The 17995-nt window shown below is 59.0% G+C and carries 12 protein-coding genes; 7 read left to right on the forward strand and 5 right to left on the reverse strand.

Annotated elements, in window-relative coordinates; genetic code table 11:
* Positions 1-3 precede the first annotated feature (3 nt).
* Positions 4-3675 carry an FHA domain-containing protein gene (locus CIK76_RS05290; RefSeq protein WP_096284161.1) on the forward strand — a complete coding sequence of 1224 codons (3672 nt, stop codon included), beginning with the start codon at positions 4-6 and terminating at the stop codon, positions 3673-3675.
* Here the strand turns inward: CIK76_RS05290 and CIK76_RS05295 are convergent.
* Positions 3672-4076, reverse strand: coding sequence for a hypothetical protein (locus CIK76_RS05295; RefSeq protein ID WP_096284163.1), 405 nt, complete (start codon positions 4074-4076; stop codon positions 3672-3674). The two genes, CIK76_RS05290 and CIK76_RS05295, sit on opposite strands and share 4 nt — an antisense overlap.
* Positions 4077-4432: 356 nt before the next feature.
* On the opposite strand from CIK76_RS05295, the gene CIK76_RS05300 reads away from it, so the two are divergent.
* Together CIK76_RS05300 and CIK76_RS05305 are read left to right on the forward strand one after the other, a co-directional pair.
* Positions 4433-4681 (forward strand): WhiB family transcriptional regulator, encoded by a 249-nt coding sequence (locus CIK76_RS05300; RefSeq protein WP_096256388.1) that lies wholly within the window; start codon positions 4433-4435, stop codon positions 4679-4681.
* 202 nt (positions 4682-4883) lie between these two features.
* Positions 4884-7136: a Stk1 family PASTA domain-containing Ser/Thr kinase gene (locus CIK76_RS05305; protein WP_255248354.1), complete on the forward strand. Its 2253-nt coding sequence runs from the start codon at positions 4884-4886 to the stop codon at positions 7134-7136.
* A 74-nt stretch (positions 7137-7210) separates the two neighbouring features.
* On the opposite strand, the gene CIK76_RS05310 is transcribed toward CIK76_RS05305, so the two are convergent.
* Complete coding sequence (locus CIK76_RS05310; RefSeq protein ID WP_096284266.1) at positions 7211-8611, reverse strand: 3-deoxy-7-phosphoheptulonate synthase class II; 1401 nt, start codon at positions 8609-8611, stop codon at positions 7211-7213.
* Between the two features lie 90 nt (positions 8612-8701).
* The gene (locus CIK76_RS05315) at positions 8702-9373 is read right to left on the reverse strand and encodes a lysophospholipid acyltransferase family protein (protein ID WP_096284167.1); all 672 of its coding nucleotides are present in this window, start codon (positions 9371-9373) and stop codon (positions 8702-8704) included.
* A gap of 127 nt (positions 9374-9500) precedes the next feature.
* On the opposite strand from CIK76_RS05315, the gene CIK76_RS05320 reads away from it, so the two are divergent.
* The 3 genes from CIK76_RS05320 (at position 9501) to CIK76_RS05330 (ending at position 12606) form a co-directional block, all read left to right on the forward strand.
* Positions 9501-10259 (forward strand): alpha/beta fold hydrolase, encoded by a 759-nt coding sequence (locus CIK76_RS05320; protein WP_096284169.1) that lies wholly within the window; start codon positions 9501-9503, stop codon positions 10257-10259.
* Complete coding sequence (locus CIK76_RS05325) at positions 10256-10687, forward strand: hypothetical protein (protein WP_096284171.1); 432 nt, start codon at positions 10256-10258, stop codon at positions 10685-10687. Before CIK76_RS05320 ends, CIK76_RS05325 begins: the two co-directional genes overlap by 4 nt.
* A gap of 107 nt (positions 10688-10794) precedes the next feature.
* Entirely contained in the window at positions 10795-12606 is a 1812-nt protein-coding gene (locus CIK76_RS05330; RefSeq protein ID WP_096284173.1) for an AMP-dependent synthetase/ligase, read from the forward strand.
* On the opposite strand, the gene CIK76_RS05335 is transcribed toward CIK76_RS05330, so the two are convergent.
* Positions 12579-13124 (reverse strand): hypothetical protein, encoded by a 546-nt coding sequence (locus CIK76_RS05335; RefSeq protein WP_141393479.1) that lies wholly within the window; start codon positions 13122-13124, stop codon positions 12579-12581. The two genes, CIK76_RS05330 and CIK76_RS05335, sit on opposite strands and share 28 nt — an antisense overlap.
* 214 nt (positions 13125-13338) lie before the next feature.
* A complete protein-coding gene (locus tag CIK76_RS05340; RefSeq protein WP_096284177.1) occupies positions 13339-16791 on the reverse strand; it encodes a pyruvate carboxylase in 3453 nt (1150 codons plus the stop codon).
* Positions 16792-17140: 349 nt separating this feature from the next.
* Here CIK76_RS05340 and CIK76_RS05345 point away from each other — a divergent pair, with 349 nt between their 5' ends.
* The gene (locus CIK76_RS05345) at positions 17141-17962 is read left to right on the forward strand and encodes a ParA family protein (RefSeq protein WP_096284268.1); all 822 of its coding nucleotides are present in this window, start codon (positions 17141-17143) and stop codon (positions 17960-17962) included.
* The last annotated feature ends 33 nt before the right edge of the window (positions 17963-17995 follow it).

Below are 17995 nucleotides of genomic sequence, written 5' to 3' on the forward strand. Positions count from 1 at the left end.
TTCATGGTGCGCTATGAGTTGCTGCTGGCGGCGCGGTGTTTCGCCCAGCCGCGCCAAATTCGGCTCGACGTTTCCACTCAGCTAGATGGCGCTGGGCTGGCCAAAATTCTGGCCGACTCCTTCGGCGCGACGCGCTGGTTTGTGGCAGACACCGCGCTGGAAGATTGTGGGGCGCTCAGCGCGCGCACCCACCTGTTGCTTACCGATATTCCGCGAGCCACTGCCACCTCGGGGGTCCGGATGCCTGCCGCGCTGCAACTCTTTGTCGCATCCGGGCCGGATGCCGGGGCGAGCGTGCGACTGGACCAAGGCGTGCATCGGCTGGGGCGCTGTGCCCCGCTGTGGCTGCAGGACCCGCTGATCGCCCGGCATCATGCCCAAATTACCGTGGACCAATCGGCCCTGGTACTGACCTGTGATGATGCGAACACGATCCGGGTGGGCGAGCGCGTCGGGAAGCGGAGTTCGGTGACCCGGCTGCAGCTGCACCGCGGATCGCGCTTTTGGTTGGGAGACACCGAATTGTGCGTCGGCGATCCGGTACTGCTTGATACCGGTCAGTGCCTGTCCGCCGAGCAACTGCGCTGGCAGTTGCCAGACAAACCGGAGCTACAACGGTTGATCGCGTTGTGCTTGGCTGCCCTGGTGCCGATGCTTTCCGGGGTGTTGCTGGCGGTGCTCACCGGGTCGATGTTGTTCTTGTTGCTCAGCGCTGCCTCGGCCCTCTTGGGAATCGTACCTGCCGGGCAGCTGATCCTCGAGCGTCGCCGGTGGAAAGCCAAGGCCGTGGTGCACCGCGCCCAGGTGGCTCAAGCTCGTGAGGCCTATGCTCCGCCGTTGGGGATCGCCCTGCTTGCCGGGTTGACCCGTACCGAGTTGGGGATGCCAAATTCCGGCTTGCCGCCGCTGGTGTTCGGCCGGGGGCTGTGGGCCCCGGCGGCGGAAGAGATGACGCCGAAGAAGAAGCAACGCAGGAAACCGCGTAGCGCTTTGGATGCGCCCTGCCCTTCGCCGGTGTTCACCGCCAGCGTCCCCGGCGCCTGGCAGATCGTCGGCAATCAGGATAAGGCGAGCAGCGAACTGCTGTTGGCCCTGCTCGCCCGCTACCTGCCCGCGGTCCTTGCCGGACGGCTGGAACTGGTACTCGACCCACAGCTCGAATGCCTTCCGGCCAGTCTGATCCTGCTACCCGGGGTGAGTACCGGGCTGCCACCGGCTACAGCGGATCCACATGCAAGCCCGCTGGCAGCACCGGCGGCCGGCGAAGTGCGCTCCCTGTACGTGGTGGCCACCGCAGCACAGCCCTGCGCGGAGTCGATCGTGCTCGGGCTAAGCCGCGCCCCAGTGCCGCAGGGCACCTGGTGGGTGAATCCCCTGTTGCCGGAAGCCGTGCTCGAAGATCCGCAACTGGCCTTGCGGAAGGTGCAGCGGCTGAGCGCACCGCGTTTCGCCCGGCTGATCGATCGATGTCTGGCCCTCGCCGAAACCCACGGGTCCCTCAGCAGCGCTGCGCCGCCGAAGGTCGAGGGACAGCCTGCACAGCGCGGGCTGACCGCCCACATTGGCACCACCACGCAGCTTGATCCGGTGGTTCTGGACTTTGACTCCGACGGGCCGCACATGCTGATCTGCGGCACCACCGGTTCAGGAAAATCCGAGGCGCTACGCCGCATCGTCAAAGAACTAGCCGCCGGCTACTCCCCCGAAGATTTGGCCTTCGCCCTCGTCGATTTCAAGGGCGGAGCCGGGCTTTCGGTCTTCGCCGCATTGCCTCATGTCCAGCTCTTCGCCAGCGACCTCGACGCGGCAGCCGCGCAACGCACCCTGGCTCAATTAGAAGTCGAGGTCACCCGTCGCGAACGGCTGCTGGCCAGCTATCGCTGCAGCGACCTGCTCGAATATCAGCAGCTGAGCGATCCAGTGCCCGCCCTGCCAAGGCTGTTGGTGGTGATCGACGAATTCCGGGTGTTTAGCGAATCAATCCCGGAAGCCAGCCCACGAATCGACCGGCTCGCGGCCGTGGGCCGGGCTCTGGGCATTCACCTGTTGCTTAGCACCCAGCGGCCAGCAGGAACCGTGACCGGGCAAACCCGCGCAAACCTCAATACCGTGATCGCACTGCGCGTTAACGACCCGGGTGAATCTATTGAGCTGGTTGGTATCCGGGACGCTACCTCGCTGCTCAACCCCGGGCAAGCAATCATCCACTGCGCCACGCGGCAGACCCGAAAATTCCAATTTGCGCTCGCCTTCGACCCACCGCCTTATGGTGAGCTAGCCGAACGAGGACCAACGAATCTCGGCGCACGACAGCTCTGCACCTTTGGGACGCCCCCAACTGCCTACGAAGCTGTGGAGGCGCTGCACGACCAGATGGAAACCGTGGCTCAGCGCTGGGCAACGCTTAGATTACCGTGCTCACCGTTTGCCCCGGCACTTCCCGCGCAACCTGAACCTCCCGGTTCGGACTGGTCGCCCGAGCAAGCAGACGATATTTGGTGCGGGTTGATCGACCAGCTAGAGCACGGCACCCTCGATCCATTGGTGCTTGGTGGCGTGGCGAGGCGCAGTCTGTTGGTGTGCGGCCTTCCGGAGGCTGGGCCTCGTCAGCTATTGACCGGCCTGTGTCGGCTGCCGCGCAAAATACTGAGTTTCGGGCCCGCTTTGATCACAGATGAACGCAGCAGCCCGCACCTGCGACAAATTACCGGGGAGGACGTTTACGACTTTCTAGATGCGCTGGACTACCTCGAAGAACGGTGCGAAGACACGCGTCTACTCGTTCTAGTTCATGGTGCCGCGCAGCTGCAATCCTTGCTGCACCCACAGCATTTTCAACGCTTCGACGAAGTTCTCGGGGGTCTCTTGCGTCGAGGTGCAGCAGGCGGCACCACCGTCGTCCTCGCGGTGGATCGTGATCAGGCGCTGCTCAAAGCCGCAGGGCTGTGCACCGAGCAATGGTATTTTCCTTTTCAGGCCACCGAATCGTTGAAAATGGCCTGGCCTCGCCTCCCCGAAGCTGCAAGCGTGGTTGGACGAGGAATATTAGTGTGCGGTACAGACGCTGCACGCACCATCCAGTTAGGTTCGCCCCAGCCCGCGCCCTTCGAACAAGACGCGTGGAATGCGAATATCGATGACTCTGCGTACTTAGCCGGGCAAGGGGCTTTCCCACTTGGCAAACGTTCACTTGTAGATGCCACGATTAGTCTGTCTGCCTCGGCGATGACGCTCCTGATCTGTGGAGACCCTTTAATCCGAGAAGAGCTAAGCAAATGCCTGTGTCACCGGTGGTCACTAGAACGCTTGCGCGGAATCGACGAATTCGAATCACGGCTAGGCCAATTGGCACCAGGGAATATCGCGCTGGTGCTCGAAAATACGAACGACCCACGACTTGCCGGGTTGTTAAATTCTGCGCTGAGCCGCGCGGTGATCCCGGTACTTTTCGTACCGCCTTCCAGCCGGCTTGCCTACGAGATCGGGTCACCGGGCATGGCACTCGATGACCGTTGCGTTGCATTCGTCGAAGCCCACCATCCGCACGATATGCAACCCATGCCGTGGGAACCATTGAGTTCTCAAGAATCGGCACAGCGGGTAAACAAATGGCGCGCGGTCGCCAGTTACCGTGGGCAACCACGCGCCATCTATATCGACATGGGTGAACTCTAGGACTGCGGGCGGTCGCCTAGAAATACGGTTGTCTTGGGTGCAAACAACATCACGACGATAATTCCGGCGATCACGATGGCCGCAATCGCGATACCGCTAAATGGACCTTGCAAGAAGGAGAACGAGAGGATCAACTGGAACAATTGCCACACGATGATCGGTGCACGTGTGAAGGCCTTTCCCTTGAAGAAGTTGAAGGAAACGCTGATCTGCCAAGCGCCGGCTGCGAAGCACAGGACGAGCATGAAAATTCGGCCGCCCATGTTCAAGTCCCCCGCGTCAGCGAGATGCATTAGGTAGTTGACCGCGTAAACCAGGACCGCCACCGCTTCGAGCATTGTCAGGGCAGAGACGGCCAAAACGCTGGGAGGGCGGGACACGGAAGATTCGTTGTTGCTCACGACAACAATTTTCGTGCAAGCAACTCAGGAACTCAAACGCGCAACATCGAAGGCGAATATGGCACCGACCACAGCCCCTTCAGTTAGCGCAGTGAGCCTCGGAATTCCATGTGAGAAAGCACTCAGGCATTCAACCACATTTCACTTCCGTGACTCTTGTTTACTTTCTCGTAACATGAAAACCTAATGTGGTTGGTTAAACGAACACCCCTGCTCGTACCTCTCCAACTCATCGATGACCTTTCCGGTACACACAACGTAACGCACCTGCATTTCCTATTCGCAGTTGTTTTCTGTTTGTGACGATTTCCGGGAGGTCTTCGTTCCCCTAAATATTTCAAGGAGCATCAATAAGCATGGATTGGCGTAGCCGCGCGGCGTGTCTGGAAAAGGACCCGGAACTTTTCTTCCCGGTGGGTAACACCGGTCCGGCCCTATTGCAGATCGAAGAGGCCAAAAGCGTATGCCGTCGATGCGACGTCACGGAAACCTGCCTGCAGTGGGCCATCGAGTCCGGGCAGGATGCCGGCGTCTGGGGCGGCATGAGTGAAGACGAGCGTCGCGCCCTGAAGCGTCGTGCTGCACGGGCCCGTCGCGCTTCTTAGAGTAATAGCTGCACCCGAGGTAGTTCTCGCAACCCGGGTTGCTGTCCGAAATCCGTCAGTGGCAACTCTACTGGCGGATTTCGACTTTAACCCGTGAAATTCTCAGGCCAGCTGAGTAACCTACACTTAGTATCTGTGTTCGAAAGGAGCAAGGTCGTGTCCCAGACTCGCCATCAGTGCTCCCTTGTGGCAGGAGTTTTCTTTGATTAGCCCGGATCGACCAGACTCGCTCGTCGGACAAGTAATTGGTCACCGCTATCGGCTAGATACGCTGATCGCGCTCGGTGGGATGTCACGGGTATACCGGGCGATGGATCAGAATTTGCACCGGTCTGTGGCCGTCAAGGTACTGGACGAGAACTACGCTAGCGAATCGATGGTCCGCGAACGGTTCGAGTCCGAAGCTATTATCGCCGCGAACATCTCCCACCCGAACGTGGTGTCCATCCGTGACCACGCCGTTTCCGGCAGTCACGTGTATCTGGTGATGGAGTACGTTCGCGGACGCAATCTTGCCCAAGTTATCGAGGAACGTGGACGGTTTACTCCACGGCAGATGCTAAGCGTTCTCGAACGAATCTGCAGCGGCCTACGTGCCGCGCACCTCGAAGGCATCGTGCACCGGGATATGAAACCGGCAAACGTTTTACTTTCAGATACTGGCGAAATCAAAATCACCGACTTTGGTCTGGCTCGTGCGGCCAGCGCGCATACTCAGTCCGGGACGCTCGTCGCCACGCTCTCCCATGTCTCCCCCGAGCTAGTTTCAGGGGCGCCCTCCGATTCGCGTAGCGACATTTACGCCGTTGGAATCATGATCTATCAAATGCTCACCGGTCAGCTGCCATTCCCGGTATCCAACCCAGCAGCAATGATGAAGCAACATCTCGATTCGCCGATGCCGTTGCCTTCCACAATGGTTCCAGGGCTCAGCGAAGATCTCGATGAACTGGTGCGCTGCTGCACAGAAAAAGATCCGGATCTCCGTCCGCAGAATGCGGGCTTCTTGCTCGACGATGTCATCCAGATCCGTTCCACGCTGACCGATGAGGAGCTCGATCTTGACGCCGATTCGCTAGGTCAGATTTCGGACTTGGCCCCATTGGCTGCCGAAGCAATGCCTACCACTGTGCAGCAACGACTAGACGAGTGGCAGCGTTACCGTGACGAACAACGCCAACCGTGGTGGTTGAACGAAAATACGCTCGGCGAGACGGCCGCTTCGACGACCGAAGACTACTCTGCGGTTCCCCTCGAAGAGGCCACCACGGTCATCAGCACCTCTCAAGCAACCGAAGTATTGGACCTTCGAGAGGCCCAGCCCACCACTGTGACGCCTCAGCTGTCCCCCGGCGATCCGGTCCAGCCGTTACCGGCAACGAATGCCACCGCGGCTTATTCACGCGATGATTTAGCTGGGTTCGACGATTCAGCTTTGGTGGCTGAGAAACCCGTGGCACCAGCAACTACTCATGGTTCAGCTCGCGCGCAGAAGCAGGAGCAAAAACGTGCGGCGAAACAATGGCGCAAGACCGCGCAAATACCCACCCACCAACTGGTGAACCCTAAATCTGCCGGAAGGCGTTCGGTGATCTTGGTGGTACTCATTTTTATCATCGCATTAGTCGTTGCCGGTGCATGGTTCTTCGGCCGCGGCCCGGGAACCATTATTCGCATCCCATCGCTGACCGGAATGTTGCAAAACCAAGTTGTCGCCCAATTTGATGAGCAAGGCGTGCCGGTACGGGTGGACTCGGTCTATGACGATGAGATCGCTGTCGGCCGCGTAGTGCAATCCCAGCCGAGCACCGGCGAAAGCATGATGAAGTTTCAGGGCGTCGATTTACTGATTTCTCGCGGCCCGGAGCTCTTCGAAATTCCGGCGCTCGAAGGAGTGACTGAGGCGAACGCCACCGAGCAACTTTCGGATCTGGGATTGACCAAAGTGAAGACGAGCCAGGAGTATTCCTCCTCCATCGCTAAGGGACAGGTCATTTCAAGTTCGCCGACCGCCGGTGAAGTGGCGGGGCGGAAAAACACCGTGACTTTGGCGATCTCGCGAGGTCCGGCACCGGTGCAGATTCCTAACCTCGCGGGGATGTCACTGGAGCGCGCCGAGCAGGCACTGAGCGAAGTCGGCTTGAAGCTGAAGCTCGGCGAGCAGCAGTACTCGTCAACAGTTGACCAGGGGTTGGTCGCGGATCAGAGCCCGCGGCAACAGTCCGTTGAGTTTGGCAGCACGGTCACCGTTCATGTGTCCAAGGGGCCAGAATACCTTCAGGTGCCGTCGGTGATCGGTCAAAGCCTGGCCGAGGCGAGTGCAACGCTTGAGGAAGCCGGATTCACCGTCTCGACGCGATCGGTGCTTGGCGGCTTCTCGGACACGGTACGCATGCAGACGCCACTGAACCAGCGCGCCGTACGCGGCAGTGAAGTCAGCCTTTACGCGTTCTAAACCAAAGGCTTCGCTCGTTTAAATATCTCTGGCTTCCCGNNCGGGAAGCCAGAGATATTTAGTGCCACGGGCGTTTAGCGACGACCACGGCTCTGCAGCGCACTGGAAACCAAGAATGCCATTTCCAGGGACTGCTTGTGGTTCAGGCGTGGGTCACAGACCGACTCATAGAGGTCATCGAACTGTTCCTGGCGGATCGGATCGGCACCGCCGAGGCACTCGGCCACGTCGTCACCGGTCATTTCCACGTGCAGGCCACCTGGGAAGGTGCCCAGCGAATCGTGGACCTCAAAGAATCCACGGACTTCGTCCATGACATCGTCGAATTTGCGGGTCTTGTAGCCGTTCTCGCTGGTGACGGTGTTTCCGTGCATCGGGTCGGTTACCCACAGTACCTGGGCGCCGGAGGCGGTGACCTTCTCGACCAAATTTGGCAGCTTTTCGCGAATGTTCTGCGCACCCATTCGGGTAATGAAGGTCAATCGCCCTGGTTCCCGGTTTGGATCCAGCTTCTCGATCAGTTCCAGCGCATCGTCTGGCGAGGTGTTCGGGCCAAGCTTGACGCCGATCGGGTTACGCACGCGTGACAGGAAGTCCACATGTGCGTGATCCAACTGGCGGGTGCGTTCGCCGATCCACAAGAAGTGTCCCGAAGTGTCATACGGCTGACCGGTACGCGAATCGGTACGGGTCAAGGCACGCTCGTAGTCCAGCAGCAATGCCTCGTGGGAAGCGAAGAATTCGGTGCGCTTCAGCGCTTCGAAGTCGGCTCCGCAGGCATCCATGAAGCGGATGGCAGAGTCGATCTCTCCGGCAAGCTGTTCGTAAGCAGAGTGCGCAGGGTTAGCCATGAAGCCGGCATTCCACGAATGCACGCTGCGCAAGTCTGCGAATCCACCCTGGGTGAATGCGCGGATCAGGTTCAGCGTTGCCGATGAGGTGTTGTAGGCCTGCACCAGACGCTTTGGATCATGTGCACGGGACTCGGGGGTGAAGTCATAGCCGTTGACGATGTCACCGCGGAAGGCCGGCAAGGTCACGCCATCGCGAGTCTCATCATTTGAGGAACGTGGCTTAGCGAACTGGCCCGCCATGCGTCCCATCTTGATCACTGGCATCGAAGCACCATAGGTAAGCACAACGGCCATCTGCAAAATGGTCTTCACACGCGCTGAGATCTTATCCGCGGTCGCCGCGTCGAAGGTCTCGGCACAGTCGCCACCCTGCAGCAGGAAGGCTTTACCCTGCGCTGCGGCGGCTAGGCGTTCGCGGAGGACATCCACTTCACCGGCAAATACCAGTGGTGGACGTGAACCCAGTTCGGATATCGAGGCACTATAGTCCGGGTGCTCACGCCAGGTGGGCTGTTGGGCAATAGGCAAATCACGCCACGCATCAAGTTGAGGGTCGGTGGCGGGGCCGGCTACAGAAGAGCCAGGCAATGGGGTTCGGTTTTCTTCGCTCACCTTAACAATTCTACGTCCGCGAGCATCAAAGCACCGCGATGAATGTAACAACTCGACGTAACACACGGATTCTGGAAGTCCGGCGTATTGCGCGAACAACTATTTTTTGATTTTCTTCGGGGCATAAACGTCGACATAGTTCTGCCCGGAAAGCTCGTTGATGGCCTTGCGGATTTCGTCTGCCACGTGACGCAGCGTCTGCGGGTCATCGACCTGTTCGGCATACCTGCTGAAGTCCAGGGGTTCTCCGACGCGGATCCCGATACGACCCGGACGCGGGATACCTTGCCCGATAGGTTGAACCCTGTCTGTGCCGATCATGGCGACCGGAATGACTGGAGCACCAGATTCCATGGCGAGTTTCGCGACTCCCAGCTTGGCTCGGTAAAGCCTGCCATCAGGCGAACGCGTGCCTTCCGGGTAGATCCCTAGCAACTTGCCTTCTCGCAGCGCACGGTTGGCGCTGTCCAGTGAGGCGGCGGAGCCTTTGCCGCCGGAACGGTCCATCGGTAGCTGATTAATATTGCGGAAGAACCAGGCGACGAAGCGTCCTTTGGGCCCTCTGCCGTTGAAGTAGTCGTCCTTCGCGAGAAAAATAACCGGGCGCTCAAGACTCGCGGGCAAGAAGACCGAATCACTGACCGACAGGTGGTTCGAGGCGAGGATCGCGGCACCTTGTTCGGGGATATTTTCGATGCCTTGGAGATCGATCTTGAAGAAGATACGCAACAATGGCCGGACCGCGAACCGTTTAAGAAAGTCGTAGAGCACGGGGTGGCATTTCCTTATTCTCGTCTTCGAACAGCTTTGCGCGGGAGACAACCGGACGGCGCCTTAGCCCACACCATACAATTGTGCACTACGCTCGACAGTGAACCGTTGAATTTTAGGGGTGCACATGATGAAAGATACTTCCTTGGTCCCGGAATCCGAGTCCGTTTCGGACGTGGCTGTATTGCTGATCCACGGTTTCACCGGCTCCACGACGGCCATGCGCCCATGGGCCGACTCGTTGCAGCGCCATGGTGTACACACGAGCGTTCCTATACTTCCCGGACATGAGACACGCTGGCAGGACCTGATCGGCCGACCCTACGGACAGTGGATCCAGGCGACGGAGGATACCTTCGATGACTTGGCGTCCGCGCATCAACATGTTTTTGTCGCCGGGCTGTCGATGGGCGGAGCGTTGGCACTGCATCTCGCATCACGCCGTAATGTCAGCGGAGTGTCTCTGGTGAACCCCGGGCTGGTCATCGATTCGCCGGTTGCTCCCTACGCGGGCTATCTGCGCCGAGTGGTTCGGACCGTCGCTCCGATAAGCAATGACATTGCTTATCCCGGGGCCGACGAGAATGCCTACGAACGGACGCCGGTTGCGGCAGTACATGAGGTGTACAAGCTCTTCGCGCAGACGCGTGCTCGGCTGCCATTGGTGGCCGCCCCAGTACAGTTGCTCCGTTCCGCCGTGGACAACGTGGTTTCGGATGCATCCGTTCATGCCTTGCTCAACGGGCTCGGGCCGGGAATTCTGCGCGAGCGAATTGCGTTATCACGTAGTAGGCATGTGGCGACATTGGATTATGATGCGCCGAAGATTTTCAAAGAATCGCTGCGCTTCATTACTGACGTCGCGGCACGGGAAGAGGCCCAATGAGCCCTGCAGAGAACGAGCCTTCAAAAGCCGAGGACCCGCGCTGGGATCAGTTGGTGGAGAATTTCAAAAGTCTCGACGCGCAAGCTCCTCGCGAGCCAAGCGCTGCCGAACGTGCCACCCAATTGGACAAGCTGTTTAACACCGGGCCGCTCGCTCGCGGACCACGCGACTATGAACCAGTCGATACTCCCGACGAATTCGTTCCTGAAGAGCCAGCCGCTCTGGGCAGTGGCGATCCAATGTTGAATTTGGCATGGGTAGGCGCCGCCGGCGGACCCTTTGGATTGCTGTTTTGCGTGATCTTTTTCCGAAGTGCACCGGGGTTTATTTATCTCGGTTTGGCCGCGGCGGCGATTCTTGGCATTTTTTACCTGCTGCGAAGACTACCGACTCAGCGCGATCCGGGAGATGATGGGGCAAAGGTCTAATCGACTTGGAACACTGCAACGGCTACGTTACTATCGAGTAATATAAATGTGACGCAGCTTACGAGGCGTTATAACCTAGGACACTTACCACAGGAGTTGAGTACCAGATGCGCGAATTTAGCTCGCCACTTCGCATCCACTCGCCGGAAAATTCGAACATCACCGATCTGCTCCTACGACATGCAAATTCGGCAGCGAATCCTGCCTTATTCTCCGTGCCGACCGCCAGTGGGGCTTGGCAGGACATCACCGCATCGCAGTTCGCAGCCGATGCCTCGGCCATCGCGCGTGGTTTCATCGCCTCCGGCATTGAGCAGGGCTCACGCATCGGGCTCATGGCCCGTACCCGCTATGAGTGGACACTCGTTGACTTCGCTATCTGGTACGCGGGATGCATCACCGTGCCCATCTACGAAACCTCCTCCCCCAGCCAGGTCGCTTGGATCGTCGCCGATTCCGAAGCCTGTGCCATGGTCGTTGAATCGCCCAACCACGAAAACGTCGTCCGTCAGGCGGCCCATCAAGAAACCCTCGAATCCTTGGACAACATCTGGCAATTCGAAGGTGGCCTCGATGAGCTGCGCAAGGCAGGCGAAAATGTTAGTGACGAAGAGTTAGAAGAACGACGCACCTCGGCCACGCTGAACGACGTGGCCACCCTGATTTACACCTCGGGCACCACCGGACGCCCCAAAGGTTGCGAACTTACCCACGGAAACTTTGTTGAGCTATCCGAAAATGCTGCAGCTGAACTTCCGCAGTGCGTATATCCGGGTGCCGCGACGATCATGTTCTTGCCGCTGGCGCACGTGTTCGCCCGGTACATCTCGGTACTTGCAGTTTCCGCCGGTTGCCGCGTGGGACACACCCCGGATGTCAAAAATCTCTTGCCTGATTTACAGTCATTCAAGCCAAACTTCATCCTCGCGGTGCCGCGAGTCTTCGAAAAAGTCTACAACTCTTCGATGCTCAAGGCCGAAGACGCCGGCAAGGGCAAAATCTTCCATGCCGGCGTGGATGTTGCCGTCGCATATTCCAAAGCCCAAGGTGCCGGCAAGGTTCCACTGGTCCTTAAGCTAAAGCACAAGCTGTTCGATGCCCTCCTGTACAGCAAGTTGCGCGCAGCGATGGGCGGAAACATTCGCCATGCAGTCTCCGGCGGTGCACCACTAGGAGAACGCCTCGGTCATTTCTTCCACGGGATCGGGCTGACTGTCCTCGAAGGCTACGGGCTGACCGAGACTACGGCTCCGATCACCGTGAACACCATCGATCGCATCAAGATCGGCACGGTGGGCCCACCGCTGCCGGGCAACGCTGTGCGCATCGCAGAGGATGGCGAGATTCTAGCCAAGGGCATCTGTGTCATGCGCGGTTACCACAACCGCCCCGAGTTGGAAGCCGAAACCTTCGTCGACGGCTGGTTCCGCACCGGAGATGTTGGCGAGCTGGATGCCGACGGATTCTTGAGAATCACCGGGCGCAAGAAGGAAATCATCGTTACTGCCAGTGGCAAGAATGTAATTCCTGCACTGCTTGAGGACCAGATTCGCGCCGATTCGCTGGTCTCCCAGTGTGTTGTCTTAGGCGATGGCCGGCCGTTCATTTCGGCTCTGGTCACCTTGGACCCAGAGGCATTGCATGGTTGGTTGGAGCGCCACCAGCTCGATACCGCCCTGACCGTGGAAGAAGTCAGCAACCTCGACCAGGTAAAGACCCATGTGCAGAGCCTCATCGACAAAGCCAATACCTCGGTCAGCCGGGCAGAGGCGATCAAGGCCTTCCGGATTGTCCCAACGGACTTCACCGAATCCTCCGGACATCTGACCCCTTCTATGAAGATCAAGCGCGCCGTGGTCTTCAAGGATTACGAAGCCGTCATCGACGAAATCTATTCGGCAGATAAGCCTGTCGCATAGTTCAATACAGCGTTGGCAAGTTCCCACGATTCGTGGGATGCAGCGGCCCAGGGCAACCTGCGGCCGCTTTGCTGTGTCTGTTCGGCAAAATTCATTGGGAGCACAACCCGTTCGAAGACCGGCGCCGGGGTGGCAGACGTTCTCGCGCCGAGCTGCACGTACACCAGGTTCTCGGCCAATGCCGTTCGGCCGTTGAGCAGTAGCCACTGCACTAGCTCCATCAGTGCAGGCTCTGCAGTTGCGGAGCCATCGCCCACCACAACCAGCACGTCGGCCTCGTTGAAGCGTCCGGCAAGGGCTGCCTTGACTCGTTCGGGACCCGCGACGCGGACCTGCGAGTTCAGCGTCAGCTGCGCCAACTGGCCTTCAAGGAACACGGCAAGTTCTGCAGCCGGTAGGGTCGCACTAAGCGCGAAGACAGTAATTTTCAAGTTCTCCCGCACCTTGCCCGCCGCGATGGCTTTCGCCCGCAACGCGGCTGGCTTCAGTGTCGGACCTGACTTACGCGCTATCCTCATGTCACTCCTTGAACAAGAATTTGAGCTCTCCGGACTTCTTGGTGAAACCGAAGCCGTCAGAGAGCATAGTGCCACAACTGCCCGTTGGTGCACTACTCCAGTGGACCGCGCCCAAGCGCATTGATGCCAATGTGCAAAAGGTGTGGCCCCAAGGACCAGTTCAATGTCCCCGAGGCCACACCTATTGCTCAGCGAACGCTGCGCTTTCGTTAACTTACTTGGGTTCGATGACGAGCAGCAGGTCGCCGCCCTGCACCTGGCTGGTTCCGTCCAACGTTACCTGCGAAACGACACCCGAAGCGTTGGCCGTGATGCCAGCTTCCATCTTCATCGCTTCGATGGTTGCTACCGATTGGCCTGCTTCGATCAGGTCGCCGACCTTGGCGTTGACCGTCACGGCACCGGCGAACGGTGCCGCCACGTGGCCCGAATTGGTCGGATCGGCCTTTGGCGCACTCTTCACCGTCGACTCGACCGATTCGTCACGCACCTTGATCTGGCGCGACTGGCCATTGAGCGAGAACACCACGGTGCGCAAGCCCTTCTCATCGGCCTCGGATACCGAGATCAGCTTCACCAGCAGGCGCACACCGGTACCAAGGGACACCACGCGCTCGACCTCTGGGGTCAGGCCGAAGAGGTAGTCGCGGGTGTGCAGCACGGACAGGTCGCCGTAGTTCTCCACGGACTTCTCGAAGTCGCGGGTCGGCCCGGCAAAGAGCAAGCGGTTCAAGGTCGAGCGGATCGTCTCGTCATCGGCATTGAGCGCCGCCGAATCTTCGTCCGACAGCTCTTCAACCCGTGGGCGCACACTGCGGCCCTGCAATGCCTTGGTGCGGAATGGCTCTGGCCATCCTCCCGGAGGATTGCCCAGCTCACCCGAGAGGAACTGGATGACCGAATCCGGGATGTCGAAGTTCTGCGGATTGGCTTCGAAATCTGCCGCCGGTACGCCGGAGCCGACCAGCTGCAATGCCAGATCGCCAACGACCTTGGAGGACGGGGTCACCTTGACCACGTTTCCGAGCATGGCGTTGACCGAGGCATACATGGATTCGATGGCCTCGAAACGCTCGCCCAGTCCCAGTGCGATGGCCTGCTGACGAAGGTTCGAGAGCTGTCCACCCGGAATTTCATGCTGGTAGACGCGCCCGGTTGGTGCAGGCAGTCCGGATTCGAACGGCTTGTACATCGCGCGCACCGCTTCCCAGTACGGTTCCAGCGAAGCTACCGCGTCCAAGGAAAGCCCTGAATCGCGTTCGGTGTGCTCAAGCGCTGCCACGAGAGCGGAGGCAGAAGGCTGGCTGGTGGTGCCGGCCATCGCAGCCGAAGCCACATCCACTGCATCCACGTCGGCATCGATCGCTGCCATCAGGGTAGCAAGCTGTCCGCCAGAGGTGTCATGGGTATGCAGGTGAACCGGCACATCGAAGCGTTCGCGCAACGCGGTGACCAGCTTCTTTGCGGCGGCCGGACGCAGCAGTCCTGCCATATCCTTGATCGCGATGATGTGTGCACCGGCATCGATGATCTGCTGAGCCAGATTCAGGTAGTAATCAAGGGTGTACAGCTTCTCGTTGGAATCGAGCAGGTTGCCGGTGTAGCACAGGGCCACCTCGGCGACGGCGGTTCCAGTTTCGCGCACAGCCTTGATGGCCGGAGCCATCTGCGAGACATCGTTCAACGCATCGAAGATGCGGAAGATGTCGATGCCACTCTTCGCGGCCTGCTTTACGAACGCGTCGGTAACCTCGGTCGGGTACGGGGTGTAACCTACGGTATTACGGCCACGCAGAAGCATCTGCAGCGGGATGTTTGGCAGTTCGGCACGCAGCAGCTCTAGACGCTTCCACGGATCTTCGCCCAGGAATCGAAGCGAGACATCGTAGGTCGCGCCTCCCCAGACTTCCATGGAGAACAACTGCGGCACGGTATGCGCATAGGCAGGCGCAGCGGCGAGCAGATCTCGGGTACGCACGCGAGTGGCTAGCAATGACTGGTGTGCGTCGCGGAAGGTGGTGTCGGTAACACCCACGGCCTTCGCGTCGCGCAGCGCCTTGGCAAAACCTTCAGGACCCAGATCCAACAGCTTCTGGCGCCAGCCTGCTGGAGGTGCTACCGATTTCGAAGGGCCGTCGAATGGCGAACGCTCCGGCTCGGAGGATTTGTCCCCCGGGAAGCTCGGAAGCTTCTTGCGTGGATCGATGCCATCGATGCGTTCGCCGTTAGGCTTGTTGACGGTCACGTGAGCCAGGTAGTTCAGTGCCTTGGTGCCGCGGTCCTGAGATTCGTTACCGGTCAGCAGATCCGGGCGCGAGTCAATGAAGTCGGTCGCGACGTCTCCGGCGATGAACTGTGGATCGTTGAGAACATTCTGGATGAACGGAATGTTGGTGGCGACACCACGGACGCGGAATTCGGCCAGCGCACGGCGTGCGCGCGCGACGGCGGTCTTGTAGTCGCGGCCACGACAGGTGAGCTTAACCAGCATGGAGTCAAAGTGCGGGGAAACCTCTGCGCCTGCGTAGATGGTGCCGCCATCAAGACGCACGCCGGAACCACCAGCAGAACGGTAAACGGTAATAGTTCCCACATCTGGTCGGAAACCATTTGCCGGGTCCTCAGTAGTGATGCGCGACTGCAGCGCCCAACCACGAACCTGGATGTTGTCCTGGCTGATCTCAAGATCGCTCAGCGATTCACCGGAGGCGATACGCATCTGAGCCTGGACAAGGTCAATATCAGTGACTTCTTCGGTCACCGTGTGCTCCACCTGGATACGCGGGTTCATTTCGATGAACACGTGCTGTCCTGCCCGCTCACCGACGGTGTCGACCAGGAATTCGACGGTACCAGCGTTCTGGTAGCCCAGGGTCTGCGCAAACTTCACCGCGTCACGGAACAGCGCCTGACGGATGGACTCATCCAGATTCGGCGCCGGAGCGATCTCGACGACCTTCTGGTGACGGCGCTGCAAGGAGCAGTCACGCTCATGCAGGTGCACCACGTTGCCCTGCTCATCGGCGAGGATCTGCACCTCAATGTGACGCGGGCGAAGGACTGCCTGCTCAAGGAATACGGTCGGATCGCCAAAGGCGGTACCGGCTTCGCGCATTGCCGCACCCATTAGCTCGGGAAGGTCTTCGCGCTTGTCGACACGGCGCATGCCGCGGCCGCCACCGCCGGCAACTGCCTTGACGAAGATCGGGAAGCCAATGCGGTCGGCTTCGGCCAGGAGGAAGTCAACGTCGTCGCTCGGTTCGGAGGATTCCAATACCGGGATGCCGGCCTTGCGCGCTGCCTTCAGCGCAGCGACCTTGTTTCCGGCCAGTTCAAGCACGTCCGCCTTTGGACCGATGAACTTAATGCCGTTTTCTGCAGCCTTGCGGGCCAGGTCTGGGTTCTCCGAAAGGAATCCGTAACCTGGGTAAATCGCGTCAGCGCCGGCTTCTTTGGCGACGCGGACGATTTCGTCAATGTCCAGGTAGGCGCGAACCGGGTGGCCCTCTTCGCCAATCTGGTAGGACTCTCCAGCTTTCTGGCGGTGGATCGAGTTACGATCTTCATATGGGTAGACGGCAATTGTTTTTGCGCCTAGTTCGTAACCAGCGCGGAAAGCACGAATTGCAATCTCACCGCGGTTGGCGACCAAGATTTTCTCAAACATAGTTTCCCTACATCGATTCAGCACACCCATTCGGAAGACGGGGAAGCGTCCTTTGTGGGACGCTTCGTTCCCATTTTCCTGGGTGTAGGGCCTCGCATAACGGATATTTTTAACCGCTGCTGTGGATACCCTACCGTGACGAGGTGCACAATTACCAAACATTTCGCTAAGTGGTCTGACCACATGACTTACTAGCGTCCGCATACAGTTTTTATGACATGGTTACATCCGTGCTAAAAATCCCACGTTGCGGAGTCGGGGAAATACCGCGTGGCACACTATGATAAAGAGAGACTAAATATTCGGTGGGACGTTTAATCAGCAAGCAGTGAAAGGCGTGGTCTGGTCCGTGCATGTAGTGAGCATCAGCAGCCTCAAGGGTGGCGTAGGAAAAACCTCCGTAACACTCGGATTGGCCTCAGCAGCACTCGCAGCCGGAATTCCGACGCTCGTGATCGATTTAGATCCGCATGCAGACGCGAGCACCGGCTTAGGCGCCCGAGCCAACGGCAAACAGCCAATTGGGCAAATGCTCAAGAATGTTCGTCGTGCGCGACTTCAAGATAATGTCGCAGCCAGCGCATGGCAGTCTAAAGCTGCCGAAAAGAAATCGCGCACACGAATTCCGGTACTCGATGTCGCCGTGGGCGACGCGTTCACCGGAATTTATGATCGCCCAGATCTTCGTACTCGAGATTTGCGCCGTCTCTCGCAGCTATTGAGCCGCACCAGCGGATACCAGCTAGTACTTATCGATTGCCCACCATCGCTTAACGGTCTAACCCGCATGGCATGGAGCGCTTCAGATCAGTTATTGCTCGTCGCTGAGCCAAGCTTGTTCTCAGTAGCTGGAACCGAACGCACACAGCGCGCGCTTGAACTCTTCCGCCGCGAATTCGCTCCGTCCCTAGGCCCGGTTAGCGTCGTAGCCAACCGCGTGCGCAAGGATTCAGCCGAGCATACGTTCCGAGTCAACGAGATGCGCCAGATGTTCGGCGATTCCATGGTGAAGCCGGAGATCCCCGAGCACCCAGAATGGCAACAGATTCAGGGCGCAGCATATTCAGTGCATCAGTGGCCAAGCAAAGCCACTGCCCCAATGCTTTCTCAGTTCGATGCGCTACTCAAGGTCCTCATGTCCTCGGCGCCGACGCAGAACGCACAGTCCTAGGGTTTAGAAACAAGAAAGCTTCGGCTCGAACAA

Origin of the sequence: Glutamicibacter sp. BW80 (genome assembly GCF_002332385.1) — a bacterium.
Taxonomy (GTDB): domain Bacteria; phylum Actinomycetota; class Actinomycetes; order Actinomycetales; family Micrococcaceae; genus Glutamicibacter.